The 22,499-nt window shown below is 50.6% G+C and carries 16 protein-coding genes and 1 pseudogene; 8 read left to right on the forward strand and 9 right to left on the reverse strand.

Going from position 1 to position 22,499, the window contains the following annotated elements; genetic code table 11:
- Positions 1-75: 75 nt before the first annotated feature.
- Together A10D4_RS06810 and A10D4_RS06815 are read left to right on the forward strand one after the other, a co-directional pair.
- Positions 76-2,316: a S9 family peptidase gene (locus A10D4_RS06810; RefSeq protein ID WP_008488564.1), complete on the forward strand. Its 2,241-nt coding sequence runs from the start codon at positions 76-78 to the stop codon at positions 2,314-2,316.
- Positions 2,317-2,382: 66 nt separating this feature from the next.
- Complete coding sequence (locus A10D4_RS06815; RefSeq protein WP_008488565.1) at positions 2,383-2,775, forward strand: acyl-CoA thioesterase; 393 nt, start codon at positions 2,383-2,385, stop codon at positions 2,773-2,775.
- 74 nt (positions 2,776-2,849) lie between these two features.
- Here the strand turns inward: A10D4_RS06815 and A10D4_RS06820 are convergent, their stop codons facing one another.
- Both A10D4_RS06820 and cysS read right to left on the reverse strand, forming a co-directional pair.
- Positions 2,850-4,391 (reverse strand): M17 family metallopeptidase, encoded by a 1,542-nt coding sequence (locus tag A10D4_RS06820; protein ID WP_008488566.1) that lies wholly within the window; start codon positions 4,389-4,391, stop codon positions 2,850-2,852.
- Between the two features lie 24 nt (positions 4,392-4,415).
- Complete coding sequence (cysS, locus tag A10D4_RS06825) at positions 4,416-5,813, reverse strand: cysteine--tRNA ligase (protein ID WP_008488567.1); 1,398 nt, start codon at positions 5,811-5,813, stop codon at positions 4,416-4,418.
- Positions 5,814-6,032: 219 nt separating this feature from the next.
- On the opposite strand from cysS, the gene A10D4_RS06830 reads away from it, so the two are divergent.
- Positions 6,033-6,530, forward strand: a complete 498-nt coding sequence (locus A10D4_RS06830) for a peptidylprolyl isomerase (protein WP_008488568.1) — start codon at positions 6,033-6,035, stop codon at positions 6,528-6,530.
- 17 nt (positions 6,531-6,547) lie between these two features.
- Entirely contained in the window at positions 6,548-7,291 is a 744-nt protein-coding gene (locus A10D4_RS06835) for a UDP-2,3-diacylglucosamine diphosphatase (protein ID WP_008488570.1), read from the forward strand.
- On the opposite strand, the gene miaE is transcribed toward A10D4_RS06835, so the two are convergent.
- On the reverse strand, positions 7,257-8,111 hold the full coding sequence (gene miaE, locus A10D4_RS06840; RefSeq protein ID WP_008488571.1) for a tRNA isopentenyl-2-thiomethyl-A-37 hydroxylase MiaE: 855 nt from the start codon (positions 8,109-8,111) through the stop codon (positions 7,257-7,259). The genes A10D4_RS06835 and miaE overlap by 35 nt on opposite strands.
- Positions 8,112-8,280: 169 nt before the next feature.
- Between miaE and A10D4_RS06845 the strand changes: the two genes are divergently transcribed.
- Positions 8,281-8,877, forward strand: a complete 597-nt coding sequence (locus A10D4_RS06845) for a Yip1 family protein (protein WP_008488572.1) — start codon at positions 8,281-8,283, stop codon at positions 8,875-8,877.
- A 90-nt stretch (positions 8,878-8,967) separates the two neighbouring features.
- Here the strand turns inward: A10D4_RS06845 and olsF are convergent, their stop codons facing one another.
- On the reverse strand, positions 8,968-10,683 hold the full coding sequence (gene olsF, locus A10D4_RS06850) for a bifunctional ornithine lipid synthase OlsF (RefSeq protein WP_008488573.1): 1,716 nt from the start codon (positions 10,681-10,683) through the stop codon (positions 8,968-8,970).
- A 178-nt stretch (positions 10,684-10,861) separates the two neighbouring features.
- Here olsF and A10D4_RS06855 point away from each other — a divergent pair, with 178 nt between their 5' ends.
- Positions 10,862-12,148 (forward strand): dicarboxylate/amino acid:cation symporter, encoded by a 1,287-nt coding sequence (locus A10D4_RS06855; protein ID WP_008488574.1) that lies wholly within the window; start codon positions 10,862-10,864, stop codon positions 12,146-12,148.
- A gap of 62 nt (positions 12,149-12,210) precedes the next feature.
- On the opposite strand, the gene sohB is transcribed toward A10D4_RS06855, so the two are convergent.
- A complete protein-coding gene (gene sohB, locus A10D4_RS06860) occupies positions 12,211-13,203 on the reverse strand; it encodes a protease SohB (protein ID WP_008488575.1) in 993 nt (330 codons plus the stop codon).
- A 94-nt stretch (positions 13,204-13,297) separates the two neighbouring features.
- Positions 13,298-15,715: a VolA/Pla-1 family phospholipase gene (locus A10D4_RS06865; RefSeq protein ID WP_008488576.1), complete on the reverse strand. Its 2,418-nt coding sequence runs from the start codon at positions 15,713-15,715 to the stop codon at positions 13,298-13,300.
- Between the two features lie 363 nt (positions 15,716-16,078).
- Here A10D4_RS06865 and A10D4_RS06870 point away from each other — a divergent pair.
- Positions 16,079-16,802: pseudogene (locus tag A10D4_RS06870) on the forward strand (YciK family oxidoreductase).
- A gap of 14 nt (positions 16,803-16,816) precedes the next feature.
- Here A10D4_RS06870 and A10D4_RS06875 read toward each other — a convergent pair.
- Positions 16,817-17,782 carry a CpcT/CpeT family chromophore lyase gene (locus A10D4_RS06875; RefSeq protein ID WP_008488581.1) on the reverse strand — a complete coding sequence of 322 codons (966 nt, stop codon included), beginning with the start codon at positions 17,780-17,782 and terminating at the stop codon, positions 16,817-16,819.
- A 32-nt stretch (positions 17,783-17,814) separates the two neighbouring features.
- Positions 17,815-19,002 carry an acyl-CoA dehydrogenase gene (locus A10D4_RS06880; RefSeq protein WP_008488582.1) on the reverse strand — a complete coding sequence of 396 codons (1,188 nt, stop codon included), beginning with the start codon at positions 19,000-19,002 and terminating at the stop codon, positions 17,815-17,817.
- Positions 19,003-19,233: 231 nt separating this feature from the next.
- On the opposite strand from A10D4_RS06880, the gene A10D4_RS06885 reads away from it, so the two are divergent.
- Complete coding sequence (locus tag A10D4_RS06885) at positions 19,234-20,283, forward strand: WD40/YVTN/BNR-like repeat-containing protein (RefSeq protein ID WP_008488583.1); 1,050 nt, start codon at positions 19,234-19,236, stop codon at positions 20,281-20,283.
- Here the strand turns inward: A10D4_RS06885 and A10D4_RS06890 are convergent.
- Positions 20,280-22,418, reverse strand: a complete 2,139-nt coding sequence (locus A10D4_RS06890) for an aminotransferase class V-fold PLP-dependent enzyme (RefSeq protein ID WP_008488584.1) — start codon at positions 22,416-22,418, stop codon at positions 20,280-20,282. The two genes, A10D4_RS06885 and A10D4_RS06890, sit on opposite strands and share 4 nt — an antisense overlap.
- Positions 22,419-22,499: the final 81 nt, after the last annotated feature.

Raw genomic sequence — 22,499 nt, forward strand, 5'->3', positions numbered from 1 at the left:
CAACAAGTAATCGCCGCATAATTCTGCTACCCTTAACGGCGTTTTTAGACCCCAGATGACGTTGAGGTAAACGCTATGCAGAGCCTGCTGCGCAAGCTGTTGCGCCCGCTTGCACTAACCACTTTAACTTTATGTTCAACGGCTTTTAGTCAGTTGAGCCATGCTAGCCATTTAACGCTGGAACGTATTTTTTCAGCACCAGCGCTGGCGGGCGAAGCTATCCGTCAAGTGCGTTACGCGCCTGATCATCAACATATTAGCTACCTGAAAGCGCGTGCCGATGCCCATCAGCACTATGACTTATGGTGGTACGACAGCAAAACACAAACGCATAAACGTATCTTAAAAAGTGAACAGCTAAACGCCAGCTCCGGCGAATTATCCGAGGTAGAGAAAGCCCGCCGCGAACGGCTACGGATCAGCGCTGAGGGCTTGGTCGATTATGCTTGGCACCCCGACAGTCAGCAGGTGTTAGTGACTGTTGCTGGCGACCTGTATTTATTTAATGTCGCCAGCGGCAACAGCCAGCGCCTGACCCAAACCGAAGCCTACGAAACCGACGCAAAGCTCTCGCCTAAAGGACATTACGTTAGCTTTATCCGTGAACAGAACTTGTACCTGATCGACTTGGCTAATGGTCAAGAACGAGCACTGACCGATGCCGGCGGCGGCGCGATTAGCTACGCCATGGCAGAGTTTGTCGCGCAAGAAGAAATCGACCGCATGAGCGGTTATTGGTGGGCTCCCGACGAACAACACATCGCGCTAACGCGGATTGATGAAACACCGGTGCAAGAAATCACGCGTAGCGAGATTTATGCCGACGAAGTGCGCTTGATCGAGCAACGTTATCCCGCTGCTGGTAGCGCCAACGTCGATATCGATCTCGGCATTATGAACCTCAGTAGTGGCGATACCCAATGGTTGGGACTCGCGCATTTAGGCGACGGTTACCTCGCGCGTGTTAATTGGGTGCCAGATAGCCAACGGCTATTGTACCAATGGCAGAATCGCAGCCAGACCGAGCTAACCTTATACTTGCACCCGCTAGGTAGTGAGCAAGACCAAGCACTGCTTAAAGAGACCAGCACGCATTGGTTGAACCTTAACGATGACCTACGCTTTTTGAACGATAATAACCATTTCGTTTGGGCATCTTCGCGCAGCGGGTACAAACACCTTTATTTATACCGTTTAGATGGCAAGTTGATTCGCCAACTGACTGCTGGCGAATGGATGGTCGATAAACTCGAACACATCGACGAAACCTTGGGCGTGATTTACTTTACCAGTCGCGCCAAGTCGCCTTTAGAGAGCCACTTGTATCGCTCTAGTTTAACTACCACCAACCCGCGTAATCCCACTCAGTTGTCGCAACGGGAGGGCATGCACAACGTTACCTTTAGCGGCGATGGGCAAAGCTACGTGGATGTATTTTCGTCACCACAACAGCCACCACAAGTTAGTATGCACGGCCCCACCGGTGAGCGCATTAACTGGATACTTGAGAACGCAGTCGGTGCCAACCATCCACTGGCCGATTACTTAGGACAGTGGCGCTACCCCAGTTTTGGCAGCATCAAAGCTGACGACGGCAAAACCCTGTACTTTAAAATTACCCGACCGGCGAACTTTGACAAACAAAAGCAGTATCCAGCGATTGTTTATAGCTACGGCGGCCCGGGAGCCCAGCGCGTCACCAAAAGCTGGGGCGATTATTTTACCCAATACCTCGCCCAGCAAGGTTTTGTCGTGTTTACCTTGGATAATCGCGGCACCGCCAATCGTGGTAACGACTTTGAACAGGTTATTTTTAAGCAGCTAGGTCAGGCCGAAGTTGCCGACCAAGTCGCCGGCGTTAAATACCTGCGTAGTCTGGATTACGTCGATGACCAGCGTATCGGCTTCTACGGACATAGCTATGGCGGCTATTTGGCGTTAATGAATATCTTTAAAGCGCCAGAGTATTTTCAAGCCGCTGTCGCCGGTGCGCCAGTGACCGATTGGCGTCTTTACGACACCCACTACACCGAGCGTTATATGGGCATGCCGAATGATGGCGACAACTATGAGAAAGCTTCAGTCTTTCCCTATGTTAAAGGCCTACAAGGTGACTTGCTGATCTATCATGGCATGGCCGATGACAACGTCTTGTTCAGCCACAGCACCAAGCTATTTAAAGTGTTACAAGACAATCGTCAACGCTTTGAAATGATGACCTATCCGGGTAAAAAACACTCGTTGAATGGTCGCGCCACGAAAATTCATTTGTATCGTACGATAACCGAATTTTTTCAGCGTCATCTTGGGGTATAATGGCTTGCAGGGGTTTTCGTCGACAGCGAACCCTGCAAAAACATCCTGCAATGAAATGGAGTGACTATGCGCTTTTTATCTCGCCGTCTGGTAATGCCGAATGATCTGAACTTTGCTGGCTCCCTATTTGGTGGCCGCATTCTCGAGTGGATCGACGAAGAAGCCTATATCTTTGCCAGTTGCCAATTAGGCGCAAAAAGCCTGGTCACCAAGCACATTGGCGCCATCAGTTTTGAAACCTCAGCGTTTCAAGGTGACGTGGTTGAGTTCGGCCTCGAAGTAAAACGCGTGGGTAATAGCTCGTTGACCATTACCTGCGTGGTACGCAATAAACAAACCAAGCAAAATATCTGTATTGCTGACGATATTGTATTTGTTTATATCAACCCTGAAACCCGCAAGCCAGAGCCTCACGGCAAAACTAAAGCCGAGCTAGATGCCGAAGTCCTCGATATTTGATGACGCCCAAAACTGCTGATAAAAAAGGGCCGCTTCTGCTAGAAGCGGCCCTTTTTATTTATTCAGCTAATGGCTTAGCGCGCTAAATAGCAAGCACTCAGACAAGTGACCGGTGCTGCTGTTGGCTTACCATGTTGCCAATCGCCACCTTCAACACCACTACCGGCGATATCAATGTGCACGTACGGCAGCGGCTTATCGCTGCGAGCATTATGCGCATCTAGGCCAGCGGCAATGGTCAAAAACGCCATTGGGAACTGATGCCCACGCGCTGTCGTCGCCGATGGCCCATTATTGCTCGATAACACATCGTCGGCTTTGGTGCGTGGTCGAACGAAATCAAAGTCTTCGCGACGTGACCAAGAAATTTCAGCCGGATCACCAAGCACTTCGCCAACATTGAACAGTTGCTCAGCTAATTGCTGCAAATTAGCCGCACCGTTTGGCACCAAGGCAGTATAAGGCCCCTTGGCCAACGCCGCGTGGCCGGTTAAGGTGGCAATACTAAACAACTGCGGTGCATCGCTTTGCAAGGCGTCCTCGCGCAGATGAGAAAGCAAATCGGCTAGCACTAAGCGACCTTCGGCGTCGGTGTTACCGATTCGGACACGCTTACCGCTGTGCGCAGTAATGATTTCGTCGGCAACAAAGGCATCGGCACCGATACTATTACGTACCGCACCGATTTCGGCAATCACGCTAGTATCTTGCGGCGCTAAACCAGCGACGGTTTTAACAAATCCGGCAACCGCGGCAGCACCACCTTTATCACGGCTCATACCGGCCATGTGGCCACCCACTTTTAAGTCGGCACCACCGGTGTCATAAACTATGCCTTTACCGGCAAACAATAGCGTTCGTTGTGGCTGAGGCGCATGATACTCCAGACGGATAACACAGGGACGATGACGTTCGACCGCCAACGATGCACGGCCAACCGCTGACAGCAGTGGGTACTCGTGCTGTAACTGCTGCACATCATCAATCACACTGACTTTCACCGCGGTATGGGCAAACGCTTGACGGCAATATTCGGCAAACTTTTTCGGTGCCATACGCTCTGGTTCGGTGCCAGCCAGATCACGTGCAACACGTTTACCGGCCTCTACGGCTTGCAACCAGTCAATGTTTAATTGCTCAGCCACTAAGGTAATGTGGGTGACCGTTTCAATGCTTTCTTCGCCCAGCGCTTCACGCGCTTCTAAGGGTTGATAAAGTGCTTGGCAAGCCCCTAAATAGGCCACCCCAGCGGCGTCTTGAAAGCGTTCATCCTGTGGTAAACCGGCGTTTACGATTAACAGTTTTTTTGCGCCAGCAGCACTGGCGATGCTGGTGCCCGCTGCCGCTGCGTCAAATACGCTGCGAACATCATCATAGTCTTGTAGCAATGCGCCGGTTGGCGCGCATATCAGCCGTTGTCCCGGCATATCGGCGTGTTGCAACAGCAATGGCTGCTGACCGACACGTTGGTCGTGCTGCTTGGCCGTGGCAACAATATCGGCAAAAGGTGCAGGCAACGGCTGACTAAAGTCAGCCACCAGCAACACCGCATCGTGCTGCTCAGATGCCAGCGCTGCTGACAATTCGGTTGCTTGCTCTAAAACGGGAAAAGACATACATCAACTCCTTAAGTTCTGGGATTATTGGCGACGCCAACGAGTGCCACCGGCACCATCCTCTAGTACAACACCCAATTCGGTAAGCTGGTCTCGCGCCGCATCGGCCGCAGCCCAGTCTTTATTCGCGCGAGCATTTTCGCGTTGCGCAATCAAGGCCTCGATGCGGGCTACCTCAGCAGCGTCTTGCTGACCTTGTAAAAACGCTTCAGGTGCTTGCTGTAACAAGCCCAACACCGCCGCTAAACGCTTCATCACCGCCGTTAACTGAGCCGCTTGCGCCAAGCTTTCGGCATCACCTTGTTGTTTCATACGTTGGCTATCACGAGCCAGTTCAAATAATAACGGCGTCGCTTCTGGGACGTTAAAGTCATCGTTCATCGCTTGACAGAAACGCTGCCAGTAGCGGTCATAAAGCGTCTCATCTAACGCTTCTGCCGGGGCGATATCACGTAAGGTTCCGTATAAACGCTCCAAGCTCGCGTGCGCTTGTTGCAGGTTATCGCTGGTATAACTCAACTGCGAGCGATAATGGCTAGATAGCAGGAAATAACGGACAGTTTCCGCACTATATTGCGATAACACATCTCGAATAGTAAAAAAGTTACCCAACGACTTCGACATTTTGACATCGTCAACCTGTACCATACCGCTGTGCATCCAATAATTGACATAAGCGCTGTCGTTCGCGCAGCAGCTTTGCGCCACTTCATTTTCATGATGCGGAAAAATCAAATCCGAGCCACCGCCGTGGATGTCAAAGTGGCTACCCAAGTGCTTTTTATTCATCGCCGAGCACTCGATGTGCCAACCCGGACGTCCAGCCCCCCAAGGCGATGGCCAGCTCGGCTCGCCCGCTTTTGCCGGTTTCCATAAGACAAAATCGAGTGGGTCGGCTTTGCTGTTATCAACATCGACTCGGGCCCCCGCTTGCAATTGGCTGAGGTCTTGCTTACTTAACTTGCCATAATCATTGAAAGTCGATACGTCGAACAGCACATCACCATTGTCCGCCACATAAGCTGCACCCTTCTCGATTAAGGCAGCGATCATAGCGATGATGTCGTCCATATGATCGGTAACGGTGGGTTCAACATCGGGTTCAAGTAGATTGAGAGCGGCAAAGTCTTCATGCATCGCCGCGGCAAAATGGCGTGTGATGTCACCGATTTGCTGCCCACTTTCGTTTGCGCGACGAATAATTTTATCGTCGACGTCGGTAATATTACGCACGTATTTAACCTGATAGCCGATGGCTCTTAAATAACGCACAACCACATCAAAAGAAACGTAAGTGCGGGCATGGCCGATGTGGCAAAAATCATAAATGGTCACGCCACAGACGTATAAGTTGACCTGGCCTTCATGAATGGGTTTGAATGCTTCTTTTTGGCGCGTCAAAGTATTAAATAACGTCAACATGCTGCGGTGTTCTCCTTTTCAACACAGTGGCTGTAACGGCAATATAGGAGCTTGTCGCGAACCCGCTTTGGGCGTCGCATCAAGCGATAGAGGGCATTAGCATAGCACAACTGGCGAGCACAAGGGCAGCGCTAGAACGGTGCCTCAACGGCAAATTAATGCTAAACTCGCGGCTGCTTAACGATTTGATCAATTATTCAATAAACACCGAGGTAAAACATGCAAGTCACGCTGCACACCAATCATGGCGATATCGTCTTAGCTATGCACAGTGAAACCGCGCCGAATACGGTAGAAAACTTTTTAACTTACGCTCGTGATGGTTTTTATGACGGCACCATTTTTCATCGTGTGATTGATGGCTTTATGATCCAAGGCGGTGGTTTTACCGACGATATGTCACAAAAAGAAACACAGGCACCTATCGCTAACGAAGCCGCCAGCGCTAAACCGAACACCTTGGGTACAGTAGCGATGGCGCGTACCCCCGATCCGCACTCAGCCACGGCACAGTTCTTCATTAACGTGAATAATAACGACTTTTTGAACTTCCAAAACGAAACCCCTAACGGTTTTGGCTATTGCGTATTTGCCGAAGTTGTCGATGGCATGGATACCGTCAACGCCATCAAAGCGGTTGCTACCGGTTCGCATGGTATGCACCAAGATGTGCCGCGTGAAAATATCGTTATCGAATCGGTCAGCATCAGCGAATAAGCACGCCGACGCCACCTATGACGCAACTGTTTATTTCAGATTTACACCTGAGCCCAGCGCGCCCCGATATTTGCGAGCTATTCTTTGAGTTTTTACAGGGGCCAGCACGTGAAGCCGCCGCGCTCTATATTTTGGGTGATTTATTTGATGCTTGGATCGGTGACGACGATAACAGTCGCTTTGCCGCCGAGGTAAAACAGCAGTTGCGTCAATTAACACAAGCCGGTGTACCGAGCTATTTTATGGCCGGCAACCGCGACTTTATGGTGGGTCAACGGTTCGCTCAGCAAACCGGCATCCACCTGCTTAACGATCCGACGGTAATTGAACTTTATGGGCAGCGTACGCTGCTCATGCATGGCGACTTGTTATGTACGCTGGATACCGGTTATCAACGTTTTCGGCGGGTAATTCAGCATCCCCTGAGCAAATGGTTGCTAGCAAGGCTACCGTTATCCACGCGCATGCGCATCGCCAATAAATTACGCGCCAACAGCCAAACTCAGCAGCCGCAATTGAGCGATGAGCAATTACGTCGCATGGACGTCGAATTAACCACCGTACGTCATGTCATGGAAAGCCACGCCGTAAAATACCTGATCCATGGCCATACGCACCGCCCCGGTCATCATCAATTTTCACTCAGCGACGGTTCTACCGCAGAGCGCTGGGTATTGGGCGACTGGTATGAGCAAGGCAGCCATTTAAGTGTGCGCGAAGAACAGTTTAAGTTGCACTCAACTGCGTTGCCGCCTCGATAGCAGCGGCGCTAGGCACACCGCTATGAAAGCGCAACTGGTCGTCGCTAGCCTTAATCAACTGCGCTTCCCATTCGCCAAACTGCGTAATACGCGCAGCAATTGGCTGACCAGCTAAGCGCTCTGCTAACTGCAAATAATCTTGATAATGACGCGCTTCTGAGCGCAACAGCGACACATAAAACTGTTGTAACTCGCTATCTATGTATGGCGCCAGCGCAGCAAAGCGTTCACACGAGCGCGCCTCGATATAGGCGCCGATGATCAATTTATCCACCAGTGCCGCCGGTTCGTGTGTACGCACATGGCGTAGTAAACCAGCCGCATAACCTGACGCCGGTAAATGACCAATAGCCAATTGCCGTTGCTGAATGATTTGCAGCACTTGATCAAAATGATGCAATTCTTCTTTGATAAGCCGCATCATTTTATCGACGATGTCGTCGCTATATGGCAGATCAGGTTGCGCGGTAAGTGCGTTGGCGACGCCATTTTTTTTCGCGCTGGTTAACGGTCGTTGATTATCACCATGCTGTAGCTGGCGATAAACAAAATCCTCGTAGGGTTTCAACCATTGCAATAACGCCTCACCGCTGCTTTGATCGAGCGCATAACGACGTAGCAAAAATGCGGCACTCTGCGCAGCTTTTAATTCGCAGCGCATATGGTCATTCAAAATCACCGCCAACACTTGCGGTTGCCGCGCCGCCTCTAACCATGCTTGCGGTGTGCGACAATGTAAGAAAGTGTCGATTGGTGCCAGTAACGATTGATACGGTGCTAACAACGGTTGAATCGGTTTTGATAAAGCGGCTTGCGACAAAGTAACGTTCCTAGAATCATTTTATGTCGGCCATTATCCCAAGTTGTAAAAAATACGTCCAGTAAAGCGCTTGACAGGCATCAAAAACTCGTCAATATAAATCATTAGGTGGTGTAATTTTCATCATTTATAACAATAATGTTAAGCGGTACCAAATAAGGGGGTCGCTATGATTCTGAACCACATCTGGGGTTTATACGCGCATCCAGTTGACGAGTGGCGCACTATCGACCAGCGTCACGAGAGTTTTCTCTATGCGTTTACTCATATTCTTGTCGTTGCCATATTGCCCTGCCTCGCCGCTTATTATGCGTCGGCGCATTTGGGTTGGAGTATCGGCGCACGGGATACCATCTTTTTAACCCAAAACAGTGCCGTCACCATGGCGGTATTGATGTACATCGGCATGATCGTCGCGGTTTTTGCCTTGGCTTATCTGATTCATTGGATGGCAAAAACTTTTGGCGCTTCGCCCAGCTATACGCAATCGTTAGAACTGGCAGCTTACACCGCTACGCCAGCGATGATGTCTGGTATCGCGGCACTGTATCCTGAGCTATGGTTCGTGACCATGGCCTTTCTAGCCGGTATCGCCTACTCGGTTTACTTGCTATATGCCGGTGTGCCGATTTTAATGCACATTCCCGAAGAGCGCGGTTTCTTGTATTCCAGCTCAGTGGTGACCGCCGGTTTGATCTTAATGGTTATTCTAATGGTCTCATCAGCCATTCTTTGGACTAACGGTTTGATGCCGCAGTATCAATAAACGATTAAGCTCAGGCATAACATATAACGATATCAGCCCTGCATCGACAGGGCTGATTTTTTTACTAACGATAACTCACATGGCAACACATCAATCTCTGGCAGCAATGTAGCGCTGATATTTTTTCGGTTTAAGCTGTTCAATATCGACTAACACCAAGCCATCGATGGAATCGGAAAAATCCGGGTCGACACCAAAGTCTAGAAACTGTACGCCATCGCCATCACACAGTTCGCTGTATTGCTTATACAGTGTTGGAATGGCCACGCCCATATGTGCTAACTGATGTTTCAGGGTGCTGAAATCGGCTTTGTAGTCATCGCCCACGAACAGCTCATTCAAGCTGCCAGCAGCTTGGCTGACGAAAGGGTTGTGATGGCGCGCCATAGCAGTTTGTGTGGCCGGAAAATATAACCGATAAAAATGTACCAGTAGTTCCCGCGCTTGAATCGGTAACGCACTACTAATACTGACCGAACCGAATAAATAACGATACTGCGGATGTTTACGCAATAAAGCGCCAATACCTATCCAAAGATACTCTAGGCTGCGCTTGCCCCAGTAGCGAGGCTGTACAAAGCTGCGTCCCAGCTCCAAACCATGAGCAAAAATCGGCTGCATGGCAGCCTCATCAAAATCGAACAAGCTGTCGCTATATAAATGACCACGGCCCTTACTCGCATTAATTTTTGCCGTATCACCTAACCGATAAGCGCCGGCAATTTCAAGATCGTCCGCATCCCACAGCAGTAAATGATAATACTCGGTGTCATAACTATCTAAATCACGGCGCTGTAAGGTGCCCTCTCCCACGGCTCGGAACGCCACTTCACGCAGACGACCGATCTCTCGCAAAATCGGTGAACTACCTTGGTACTGGTATAAATAAATATGCTTGTTATCAAAAGTTTTGCCTAAGCACTCGCATTGTTCCACTGCCGCTTTTAACGCCTGCCTTTGCTCTGGCCAAGCGATGGCCGATTGCGTGTTAAACATGCCATTTTTATCATGGCCGATACGATATAAATGCTTTTTAAACAGCTTAACCTTGGCGGGTAATGGAATTTGATTACCGGCAAATGCCGAGAACGGCACCAACTCACCAATGCGCATGTTGATGTTATTGGCTTGCTGGCGGAACATTTCTTTCACCAGCAACATGGTCGCTAATGGCTTATAGACCATCGACGCGCCGTAAAACCAAGCCGAATTACGGGCATCGATAAAGACGGGCAAAATAGGCGCCTGCGCAGTCATTGCCATACGTAAAAAACCGGCTCGCCAACGGGTATCGCGCACGCCATTGGGACGTAAACGTGACACTTCACCGGAAGGAAAAATGATCAACGCTGCATCGTCATTTAAATGCTGATTGATACGTTGTAAATCGCCGCGCTGTGTGGTGCCACCAAATACCCGTACCGGCAACAATAAGTCGGCTAACGGCGGCAGCTCGGCCAGTAGGTCGTTGGCAACGACCTTCACATCGGGCCGAACCTTGCTGACCATTTTCAATAGCGCCAAACCATCAAGCGATCCGATCGGATGATTGGCAATGATCACCACCCGCCCATGACTTGGAATATTGTCTAATTCGGTGTCGCGAACCGAGTAGGTAAAATTGAAATAATCGAGCACTTGCTCGACAAACTCTATGCCGTGTAAATGCGGATATTGCGCAGCAAATTGAGTAAACTCGCGCTCATGGATCAAGTTGCGTAACAACCACGTGGCCGGCCGTTGTAGCCAAGGCTTGCCCTGCAATTGCGGAAGGTTTTCTTGCAGCAAACGTTCAGCGCTTATCATCGGTTTCGCTCCAGCCTATCGATAAACAATAAGGCAAGTATAGGACAGCTGCGTGACAGTCGCGTGGCGAAACCATGTCATTGATATGACAACAGCCCGCGATTCGCCGAATACAGACTTTGGTGAGACACCGATATCTGGTAGTCTAGCGCGGTTATCTATCATTTGCGGATGTTTTATGAGCAATTCTAAGAAAAAACTCAGTCTCACCTCGCGCATTATCATCGGTATGGTGGCGGGGATCATCGTCGGTTCAATCTTGCGTTACGGTATTGGCGAAGCACAGTGGGTCGATGAATACCTGACCAATGGTCTTTTTCACATCATTGGTCAGATATTCATTACTTCACTGAAAATGTTAGTGGTGCCGTTAGTATTTGTGTCGCTGGTGGTGGGTACTTGCTCACTCAGCGATCCAAGTAAACTCGGTCGTTTAGGTGGTAAAGCCGTCGGTATGTATTTAATTACCACCGCCATTGCTATCAGTTTAGCCATTGCTGCGGCGATGTTTGTTAAACCCGGCGAGGGTGTTGAACGCCAAGCTGACACCACCTACAGCGCAGCCGAGGCACCATCGCTAGTTGATGTGGTCATTGGCCTATTTCCTGACAACCCGATTCAGGCGATGGCCGAAGGCAATATGCTGCAAGTCATCGTATTCGCGTTGCTGTTCGGTATCGCCGTAGCACTGGTGGGCGAATCGGGTCAACGCATCAAGTCGTTCTTTGAAGATATCAATGAAGTGATCATGAAATTGGTGGTCATTTTGATGAACCTAGCGCCCTATGGGGTGTTTGCCTTAATGGCGAAGCTGTTTGTCGAAACCGGGTTAGAGACTATCGGTAACTTGGCAAAATATTTTGTCTTAGTGCTGGTGGTATTATTTGTTCACGCATTGGTGACTTACCCGATATTGTTGCGTCTGCTGGCGCGTGTCAGCCCGATGATGTTCTTGCGCAAAATGCGTGATGCACAAATTTTTGGTTTTACCACCGCCAGTAGTAATGCGACGCTACCGATAACGCTCGAAACGGTCACCAAACGTATGGGGGTTAGCAACAGCGTTGGCTCTTTCACGGTACCGCTAGGCGCGACGATTAACATGGATGGCACCGCCATTATGCAGGGTGTCGCAACGGTTTTTATCGCCCAAGTATATGGGCTTGATTTAACCGTTGCCGATTACCTAATGGTGATCCTAACCGCGACGCTAGCCTCGGTCGGCACTGCCGGCGTGCCCGGCGTAGGCCTGATCATGTTAGCGATGGTACTGCAACAGGTCGGTTTGCCGGTCGAAGGTATCGGCTTGATCATCGGCGTCGACCGCTTGTTAGATATGACTCGCACGGCGGTCAATATCACCGGTGATTCAATGGTCAGTATGGTGGTCGCGCGCAGCGAAGGCGACTTAGACGAGGATGTCTTTAACGACAAAGACGCCGGTAAAAAGCTTGAAGAGCTGTAATGACTAAGCACTCATGTTAATTAAAAAGGCGCCGGCTTCGGCGCCTTTTTATTAGTTAGCCCTTAAGGTTGCTTTAAGCTACCAATAAATGCGTGCACCATCGCCGACACAGCGCCTGATAAGCGTTGCGACAAGGCTTTCTTGCTGATGTATTTGACTTGGTATAAGTGATAGTCATTAGCCTGTCGCATCAACACGTCGTCGCTGGTCATGATATCGTCCACTAAACCTTGTTCGATGGCTTGTTGACCGGTCCAGACTTCGCCGGTGGCGATACGGTCAATGTCCAATTCTGGGCGGTGTTGTTGAATATGCGCCTTAAACTGACCATGAATGGCTTCTAAATCTTGCTTAAACTTACGCCTCCCTTCGTCGGTGTTTTCACCAAACAGCGTCAACGTACGTTTGTATTCACCTGCGGTTAACTGTTCGTAATCGACATCATGTTTTTTTAAGAAACGATGAAAATTAGGGATTTGCGCCACCACGCCGACCGAACCGATTAAAGCAAACGGCGCCGCATAAATTTTATGGGCAACACTGGCCATCATATAACCACCGCTAGCCGCGACTTTATCGACGGCTACCGCCACCTGCATACCATGGTCTTTTAAACGCTGTAGCTGAGCAGCTCCCAAGCCATAACCATTAACCGTACCCCCGCCGCTTTCTAAACGAATGAGCGCAATATCTTTATCGGTCGCAACCTGCAGAATCGCATTTACTTCGCGTCTGAGCTGGTCAACTTCTTTAGCATCGATACTGCCGTTAAAGTCCATCACAAACAGGCGTTGGTCGTGCTGCTGTTCACGCTTGCGTGCCTGTTTGACGGCTTTTGCCGCCGCTTTGCGCTGCTTCTTTTGTAGCATTTGCAAGCGCATTTGATCGGCCTGAGCCTTCATCTGTTCTGACAGGTCAATTAATTTCAACTCTCCCTTACTGCTACCCTTTTGCTTTTGTGCCGCACCCGCAACGGCGCTGATGACCAGCATCAATGCCACCACCAGAATAATCGCCTTGAGTAAAAAAGCGCCAATATCCGCGATAAATTCCACCTGTAAACTCCTTAATTAGCAAGGCTAGAATAAATAAAGGCCGACGCATGCGTCGGCCTTAAATTACCTTTACACCGCTTGAGAGCGAGTGTTTTTACTGCTTAACAACACTCTCATTAGTGATAGGCAGCACGGTTGCACCTGAGGCGAACCATGCACCGATTTCCGTCTGCATCTCTTGAGTAGCCGCTGCAGAGGCAGTTGGATCAACCAATGAGCTATGTGAGCCCTCAACAAAACGTACCGCACCCGAGACAGTAGCACCGTCAGCACCGGCTGTCGTGCTGCTCACGGCAGCCAATTGTAACAAGCGGATAAGAGGCTCTGTGCCGGCTAACGGCTTGTTCTCAACGCTGTTAGGGATAACCTGGTCAGCACTGCCTTCGCTGCCATTACCCACCACTTCAATCAGGTGAATAGGTGTTTCGTTGGCACGAATAGTGGCTGCATAGTTAACTGGGTCAGCAGAGTCGACCACGGTTTGCGCAGCAAATGCGAACTGCTCAAAGGTAGCATTGATTTGCGCCAGTTGGCTGTCACTCAAGGCACCGATGAACTGTGGATACACATTTTCTAGCAAGGTAGCAAAAGCGGGAGTACCCGGTGCGATACCTTGCGCCGCAGCAGCATTATCCGCGGTAGCTTTAAATTCTGCGCTGGCAGCGTACAGCAACTGGCTCTTAATGGTCGTAGAGAACGATGGCGACGCTAACAAGAAGTTAGCGATGCTGCCACCCGGCATACCGAGTGTACTTGCACGTACCGCAAATAAACCGTTCGCTTGCGCCGGGAATGCGTCTGGCAACGCACTGTTGGTTAACGCAGTAAAGCCGGTACCGGCGATAGCGCCCAACGAGTGTCCAACAAAATAGACACGCGACACATCTAAGGTCTCACCGTCGTTAGCAACAAAGCCATTCAAGCTCACTCGTAAACCTAATAAATCGGCAATTGACTGACGCAAGTTATCGCGCGTTACCAACAAATTGCTGAGGTTCATGTAGTTGGTCACGCTGACGGTCGACGCATTGATGTCGTCAGTGCCATCCTGATCGACGTCAAAGCCGCGTTCACCATGCAATGGGTGGTCAATCGCAACCGCCGCAAAACCATTCAACGCTAACATACCCGCAATAGGTAGCAGGCTATCTTTATTAGCCGTAATACCGTGTTGGAAAATCACCACTGGCCAGCCGTTAGCCGGCGCCGCCGCAAACGGCTCTAAGCCCTGTGCTTGACGCACCGCATTGACGGTTGCCAGATCCGGAATGGTCACCCGAGCCGGCACCACTTTATCACTTTGCTTAGCGGGGATTGGGTTAACTTTGGTCAAGTTGCGCTCGCTATCGATACCAATATCGATACAGTTGTTGGCCGGGTTATAAGTATCAGGGTTGCTTGGGTCAACCCCCACGCTGCCCGGATCCAGTTCACCCGCTTGAATAGCACCTAAAACCGTTACGGGGCTATCGCAAGCCGCACGCCAGCGGCGATTCAAAGGTGCAGTTGGGTTTTCCGCCGATGGTGAGCCTAAGTAATAATTTAAGGTCACTTGACCACCGTACAGCTTAGCGGTTGATGCCACCGCATAGGCAGGGTTGCTCGGATCGTTAGGCAAACGACCCGCGTTAACTAGCGCATCAGCTACCGTAATACCGGTGTTCATCGCTTGTAACGCTGGCGTACCGGTACCTGAATACTGCTGTGCGTAACGCGCTTTGATCACGCCTAACACGTCACCCACCGACTGCGTGGTGAAGTTGCTAGACATAATCACGGTATCGGTATCAACACCAAAAGCCGCCATCGCGCCTTCATAGCTGTTAATCAACGCTTGCAGGTTCTGCGCGCTGGCGTCACCCGATACCGGCGATTCATCAACAGGGCGTTTCATCAAGTTATAAGTTTGCGATGGCACCACATCGCGCCCTAACGAATCTTGAATTTGATTGGTTAGCGCTACCACATAGCCGGTTTTCGGTTGCAATGGACGTAGCGGGACGACTGCCAAACCGTTTGCTCCGGTCGCCGATACCACAAAGTCTTCACCGTAAGTTAATTCACCAGTAATGGCGCAAACTGCCGCGGGCGATGCCGCTGCACATTCACTGCTGACACTGCTACCACCTTGCACGGCACTAAATACACGTACGGCGCCGGCTTGGGTTACGCTATTGGCGTCGACAGTGACTTGGTTGCCACTTTTATCGGTCGGTAAAGAAAACGAGAAAGTTAAGGTTGAGTGGGTACCCCAGCCATCTAAGCCATTGATCGCGACTTGCGGATCGGCGCTATCGTCGGGGTCATCCACGGGAATATTTAAGGTTAAATCGGTGGTACCACTGAGCAAAATGTTGCTAGGCACAGGAATGACGCTGTTAGTCGGATCAAACACCGCGCGGGTTGCCGCAATTGTGACTTCCTCGTCAGTTAACGGTGCTTCGTCACCACTGCCGCAACCGACGAGGCCTAATGCAGAGCCAATTGCCAATGGGAGTAGAAGTTTCTTCATGAGATATCCCCAATCCATGTTTATGATTGTTATTGTTACGCGGCATCATACCGCGATTGTTGTTCTGCTGTCTGCTGTGCCACAAATTTCACAGCGATTAAACAACACAATTTGCGAATTTTTATACACCCACGCGCGATAACTTTAAAGGTTTTTTGTTTGAAATCATCGCTAACGGCTGCGATATCGCGTAAATGTCAGTACACTATAACCAATTCGTGTACGCTACACTATGGTCATACCACTTCATCTCGTCAAATTTAGTTGCTGAAACGACGTTAGTCGAGTCCGAAGTCGATTTTTTCTCGTTGTATGGTGCTACACACACATCACGATTACATTTTGTATTAAAAAGAGAGTTGTATGTTTGCTTATCAGGCTCCTGCAGATTTATTGAAAGATAAAGTGATTTTGGTCACCGGTGCCGGTGACGGTATTGGTCGCTGTGCAGCGCTCACCTATGCACAACACGGTGCCAGCGTGATTTTATTGGGTCGCACCGTCAGTAAACTCGAAAGCGTTTATGATGAAATTGAAGCTCGTGGCGGCGCCACGCCCGCCATCGGGTGCAACTCGGCAACATTATCGCGATATGGCACAGACCATTATTGATCAGTTTGGTCGCCTCGACGGCTTATTACACAACGCAGGCTTGCTAGGGGTTATGTCGCCGTTTGCGCACATTGATGAAAAGAGTTGGAATGATGTCATGCAAGTCAACGTCAGTGCACAATTATGGATGACGCAAGGGTTATTACCGGCATTGCTCAAGGCCGAACAGCCCAGTATCGTCTTTACCTCGTCGGGTGTTGGTCGCAAAGGGCGCGCTTTTTGGGGCTCTTACGCTATCAGTAAGTTTGCCACCGAGGGCATGGCACAAGTCCTCGCTGACGAGTACGAAGGTAGCCCGCTACGTGTCAACGTGATCAATCCAGGTGGCACGCGCACCGCGATGCGCGCCAAGGCTTATCCGGCGGAGAACGCTAATAAGCTGCCAACCCCAGAAGACATTATGCCGCTATACCTATACTTAATGGGCGACGATAGTATTGGCACTCACGGTCAATCATTAGACGCGCAGGGCTGAGCCTGCGCGAGCCATCAGCGCGCTTCGCTTAACTGCAGTTGTAGCCGTAGCTGAGGTGTTGCCACACCCAATTGCGTTGCCGCGCGGTCAGCGCTAACGGTGATACTATCGTCGGCGCTTGACCACAACGTTAAGCGTAGTTGCGGTTGCTCATGAGCGTTGCTCGCTTGACGCAACAGACTCACTCGATATGGCAACGATGCGGCCGCCTCGGTGTCGCTAAACGTCAGTAATTGCCCTTGGTCGGTGATGGTCAACGGTTCCGCTAAGGGCGCCCAACGCGACTCGCCATCACGCCCGACAATACGATACTGCACACGCATGCTAAAACGTTGAATACGCTCCAGCAGTAACGGTTCACTATCAGCACTGCCTAACACATAATTACCGTCGTCACGCTGCGCCAACTCTTGGTTAGATAACGACCAGCGACTGAGCCGCAGTTGACTGGATAAATGAATAGCGTCACCGCTGTTACTATCGACAAATTGGCAACGTTGGCCATCACGTTCGCCAGTATAGGCTTGCGCCTGAGCCTGCCAATGCCAGACCACATCGCAGCCCGCTAGCGGTTGCGCTTGCTGGATTTGCCACTCGTCGGTGCTGGGCAGGGTATAGACGCGCTGCACAATAGCACCGCGACTATTCTGCGAAAACTGATAAAGTTGGCGTCGATATAACGCCTCATCAGCGTTACTCAAATACATCTCGGCCAGCAGCAATTGTCCTTGCATTTGGCGATGATTAAGAGAGTCATCGAGCATTTGATAGTGATGTCTGACCAACGCCTGCTGCGCACCAGCGGGTTGCGCCGCACGCTGCTGATAATTGCTAAAGTCACCACTGTGCCAGCGTAAAAACTGTGTCAGTGCATCATTTTTTGCGGCAACCGCTGCAGGTGCTACCAGCAACCCCAACAGCGCAGTACTTAACGATACTGACGATAGCAAACCACGGAGCCATTTAATGTTATTGTTCATCGCTGTGCTTCTCCTTGCTTTGAGCGTCATGATTAACGACTAAACGCCTGTAATCCAGTTTGTGCACGTCCCATGATGAGAGCGTGAATATCGTGCGTTCCCTCGTAGGTATTAACGGTTTCTAAGTTAATTAAATGGCGCATGATTGGGTACTCAGCGGAAATCCCATTGCCGCCCAGCATGTCTCTAGCCTCACGGGCAATGCTAAGCGCTTTGCCGCAATTATTCCGTTTCATCATCGAAATCAGCACCGGATCGGCAGCATTATCATCTAACAATCGTCCGACGCGTAAACTGCCTTGCAAGCCTAAGGCAATCTCGGTTTGCATATCGACCAATTTTTTCTGAACCAATTGCATTTGTGCTAAGGGTTTGCCGAACTGTTGCCGCTCTAGTGCGTAACTGCGAGCCGTGTGCCAACAGTTTTCGGCAGCTCCCATGGCTCCCCAAGAAATGCCATAACGCGCTAAATTTAAACAGCTAAAGGGTCCCGATAAACCAAAGCCATCGTTAAAAGCATTCTCTGCTGGGACAAATACGTTATCCATAACGATTTCACCGGTGATAGACGCGCATAAACTCAGCTTATTCTTCACTTCAGGCGTACTTAAACCGGCCATCCCCCGCTCAAGCACAAAACCACGTATCTGATTATCGTGGGCGCGGCTCTTAGCCCACACCACAAATACGTCAGCAATCGGCGAGTTGGTGATCCACATTTTATTGCCGCGCAAACGATAGCCACCGTCAACCGCTTCCGCAACGGTCGTCATACTACCCGGGTCAGAGCCTGCATCAGGCTCCGTTAAGCCGAAACAACCAATAAGCTCACCGCGGCCTAACGCAGGTAGAAAGCGTTCACGTAGCGCTTCGCTCGCATAACGATAAATGGGGTACATGACTAACGACGACTGCACACTCATGGCTGAACGGTAACCGCTATCAATACGTTCCACTTCACGGGCAATCAGGCCGTAACTGACATAATTGACACCCGGACAATCGTAACCTTGAATGGTGGCACCGAGTAGGCCGGCCTCGCCCAACTCACGCATGATATTGGGATCAAAGCGATGATCGATGAAGGCCTGCTGAATACGAGGCTGTAACTGACGTTGACAAAACTGCTGAGCGCTCTGTGCGATCATCCGTTCTTCGTCAGTTAATTGCTGATCTAATAATAAAATGTCCTGCCAGTGCGATAAGGTTGCCTGCCCCATACAATCATCCTTTTTGCGATACGTTCAGCCAAGTTTGAGATTTGCCAGTGTAGCATGACCCAAGGTCAGACTGGACGTCGATTTGTTGCGCCAGATTATCTTGTTAGCGGTTTTCATGTAGACTGAAACGGTCTTGCTACTGCAACGGGAAATTGATTGCCAATGCTTACTGCTATCGCATTTAACTACTTAAAGTCACCGTACAGCTTGCCCCTACGCTGGTGCACTGCAATGTGGATGTTGGGCTTACCCTTCGGTTTGGCCAGTCAGGCATTAGCTAGCGAAGTCAGCAGCGCCTCAGTAGCGCTGACGGTGTTACCGAGCGACCAGCAACAAACCCATTGGATGGCCGTCAACGCCATTAATCAGCAAACGGTTTGGATCAGTGGTAGCCAAGGTCGGGTGGCGCGGACCACCGATGCCGGTAAAACTTGGCAGTATTTTCAACCGGGCCCTAGCGACTTGCAGTTTCGCGATATTGCCGCCCTCGATGACCGGGTTGCCTATGCCCTCAGCGTCGGCGAAAACGGTCGCTCTCGTATTTATTCGACCCACAACGGCGGACGTAGTTGGCAGCAACGCTATCGTGCTGACGCCGACCGCTTTTTAAATTGCTTTGCCTTTTCAGATAGTGGCGAAGCCTGGGTTTATGGCGATACGGTGAATGAACAATGGACCATTGTACGGTCAGCCGATGGCCGCAATTGGCTGACCGCCGCCAGTGCCATCTCCGAGCCAGCGCAAGCCAACGAAGGTGGGTTTGCTAGCGGTGGAGGCTGCGTTCGTTACGCCAATGAAACTTGGGCAATGGTGACTGGTAACGCCGATAAAGCGCGGTTATTGTTAAAGGGACGCTTTGGTATTCGCTTTCAGGTGGTCGATACGCCGATGAGCGCGGGCCCCATGGCGGGCATCACCAGTGTTTGGCCAACCAGCCCCGATAGCGGCTACATCGTTGGTGGTAACCTGCAACAGGACGAAGCGACGGGACCACGCTTATATCATTATCAAGAGAAGCAATTTAGCGCACTTGCTGAACCGCCTTTAGCGGGCGGTGCGCTTTATCATGTCAGTCTGGCTGATAACTACTTACTCGTGAACAACCCTGCCGGGGCGGCGTTACTCGCGCTTACCGATGACCATGACCCAGCGCATAAGGCCAGTAGCCCGCAGTGGCAATCGGTTAGCACCGCCAACGTCTGGTCGAGTAGCTGTATCAGCCGACGCTGTTGGCTAGTTGGCAAAGACGGCTATGTAGCTTATTTCTCGCTCCCCAATTAAGCCGAGCGTTGTTGTTCCGCCAACCAAAAACCGATACCACCTTGCAATTGCTGGACTTGGCTAAAACCTTGTCGTACCAATGCTGCCGCCGCTAAACGGCTGCGGTTACCAGACCGACAAACACAGACTAACGGCCGCTGCCGTGTCTGCGCATCAGCTTGCTGCACAAATTGCGCCAAGCGCGTTAAGGGGACATTTTTTACTTCACCGGCAGCAGCAATCGGCTGCATGAGATGCTCTTGCTGCTCACGCACGTCCAAGATCAATAATTCGCTATCGGTTAACCAGGCCAAGTCGGTTCCCACCGGCACATCCACGTGAAATACCTCGGCTTGGCAATCGCTTTGCAGTTCGCAAAGGTTAAAAAACAATTGGTTGTCATCATCATCGCTGGGACATAACAACGTGTCGTTAGTCACTAGACCAGCGAGTTGCTGTGCCTCTCGATGCTTGCCAATAAAAGCAAAGTCGATGGCATCATTCAACGAATTGCTGAGTAAGTATAACGGCTGCCGACTGCCAACACGGGATAACTGTCGATCGCCAACGGTTAACTTGGCATCCGCCTGCTGTTGGCTGCCAGCAATGTGCAGGTCGGACGCGGTTGACTTAACTGGCCACCCCCACGCATCAACCTCACGTTCCGCTAAAAACAGTTGATTGAGCAGTGCTAAGCTGCCATCGACATGCGCCAACTCGGCATCGCTGCTAATCACACCCTGTACTTGATAATGACGGCAGCGAATAATATTACAAATACGCTCAGATAAGGCCGCAACCGGATCGATAACGATCACCTGATGACTTTGCTGGTCGATCAACAAATAGCAACAGTGCTGATCGAATTTTAGCTGTACCACACCATCAAGCCGATGGTCGGCGCCGTCGTCTTGGCTATCGCTAACAATCATACAAGCTTGCTTTAGCGCCTCGCCAGCTTGGCGAATGCGTTGGCAAGCCTGACTGACCTCGGCTTGGCTAATCGCCGGACCGAAAGATAGCCGAATCGCGCCTTCGCTACACCATTTGGGCCGCTGCATGGCGTCTAATACAAAGCTGCGAGCAACTTTAGAGCTGCATGCAGAACCACTGCTGACACGGATATTGGACGCATCAAACACATCCATGATGTCGCGAGACAAAATCCCTTTCACAGAAAAATTTAAGGTGGTCGGCACCGAACGTTGAAAGTCATGATTAAAGCTGATGCTTGGGAAGCTATCACGTAATGCCGCGGCCAACTGCTGACGATAGTCACACAGCACCTGATGAGACTGGAAAGGTGACGCCCCACTGTCATCAAGTAGTAACTCAAACAAGGTGTGCAAGGCGGCAATACCCGGTAGGTTTTCGGTACCTGAACGCAAACCGGATTCTTGTCCACCACCGATGATCAACGGTGTGTAGGGCGCACCTTCACGCACATAAAAAAAGCCGATCCCCTTTGGCGCGTAGAGTTTATGCCCGGAAAATGGCGCGTAATCGATACTCAATGTATCGAGCTGTAGATCCAGTTTACCCAGCGCTTGCACACAATCGACCATCCATAGCGTGTCAGGGTTGCTCGAACGGATCAGCTTGTCGAGCCCTTGCAAGTCTTGATAAACGCCGGTTTCATTATTAACCGCCATGGTGCATATTAATAGGCAATGAGGGAGGTGCTGCCGAATAAAAGATTGATCAAGTAAGCCCTCATTATCTACAGGAATTGCTAACAATTCGGCGTCAATTGCCAATACCGACAACCAATGCTGCAACGACTGCGGCACCGCTTTATGTTCAGTGGCGCCATACAGCACCACCGGTTTATGCTCATTAGCACCTGCCTGTGCGCGCCGCGACCGCTGATAGGCAGTCAGCGCCGATAATACCGCAGTTTGAATGCCCTCAGTGGCACCACTGGTAAAAATGAACTGACCGCGCTGAGCGCCGATCAGCTGACGCCCTAAACGTCGGGTATGATCGAGTATATAGCGCGCCTTGAGGCCGGTTATATGGCTACTACTGGGGTTACCATAGATAGCCTGCATGGTATGAGTTACCGCCTCGGCGATTTGAGGCAATACGGGTGTGGTCGCATTGGCATCTAAATAGACTTCTGCGACTGACTGCTGCAATGCTAACGGATTGACCATGACACACCTTTATAACTAAATAGCATAAGTTATTACTAAATATTAAACAGTGTATACCAAGCGTCTACAGATACCAACTGA

Origin of the sequence: Idiomarina xiamenensis 10-D-4, assembly GCF_000299895.1 — a bacterium.
GTDB classification, from domain to species: domain Bacteria; phylum Pseudomonadota; class Gammaproteobacteria; order Enterobacterales; family Alteromonadaceae; genus Idiomarina; species Idiomarina xiamenensis.

Bases quoted from the DNA above. Each gene is read 5' to 3' on its own strand.
- A10D4_RS06815 (WP_008488565.1), top strand. From the start codon at position 2,383: ATGCGCTTTTTATCTCGCCGTCTGGTAATGCCGAATGATCTGAACTTT.
- A10D4_RS06890 (WP_008488584.1), bottom strand. From the start codon at position 22,418: ATGGTCAATCCGTTAGCATTGCAGCAGTCAGTCGCAGAAGTCTATTTA.
- A10D4_RS06820 (WP_008488566.1), bottom strand. From the start codon at position 4,391: ATGTCTTTTCCCGTTTTAGAGCAAGCAACCGAATTGTCAGCAGCGCTG.
- cysS (WP_008488567.1), bottom strand. From the start codon at position 5,813: ATGTTGACGTTATTTAATACTTTGACGCGCCAAAAAGAAGCATTCAAA.
- A10D4_RS06810 (WP_008488564.1), top strand. From the start codon at position 76: ATGCAGAGCCTGCTGCGCAAGCTGTTGCGCCCGCTTGCACTAACCACT.
- A10D4_RS06880 (WP_008488582.1), bottom strand. From the start codon at position 19,002: ATGGGGCAGGCAACCTTATCGCACTGGCAGGACATTTTATTATTAGAT.
- A10D4_RS06855 (WP_008488574.1), top strand. From the start codon at position 10,862: ATGAGCAATTCTAAGAAAAAACTCAGTCTCACCTCGCGCATTATCATC.
- A10D4_RS06830 (WP_008488568.1), top strand. From the start codon at position 6,033: ATGCAAGTCACGCTGCACACCAATCATGGCGATATCGTCTTAGCTATG.
- A10D4_RS06835 (WP_008488570.1), top strand. From the start codon at position 6,548: ATGACGCAACTGTTTATTTCAGATTTACACCTGAGCCCAGCGCGCCCC.
- A10D4_RS06875 (WP_008488581.1), bottom strand. From the start codon at position 17,782: ATGAACAATAACATTAAATGGCTCCGTGGTTTGCTATCGTCAGTATCG.
- A10D4_RS06885 (WP_008488583.1), top strand. From the start codon at position 19,234: ATGTGGATGTTGGGCTTACCCTTCGGTTTGGCCAGTCAGGCATTAGCT.
- A10D4_RS06845 (WP_008488572.1), top strand. From the start codon at position 8,281: ATGATTCTGAACCACATCTGGGGTTTATACGCGCATCCAGTTGACGAG.
- olsF (WP_008488573.1), bottom strand. From the start codon at position 10,683: ATGATAAGCGCTGAACGTTTGCTGCAAGAAAACCTTCCGCAATTGCAG.
- A10D4_RS06865 (WP_008488576.1), bottom strand. From the start codon at position 15,715: ATGAAGAAACTTCTACTCCCATTGGCAATTGGCTCTGCATTAGGCCTC.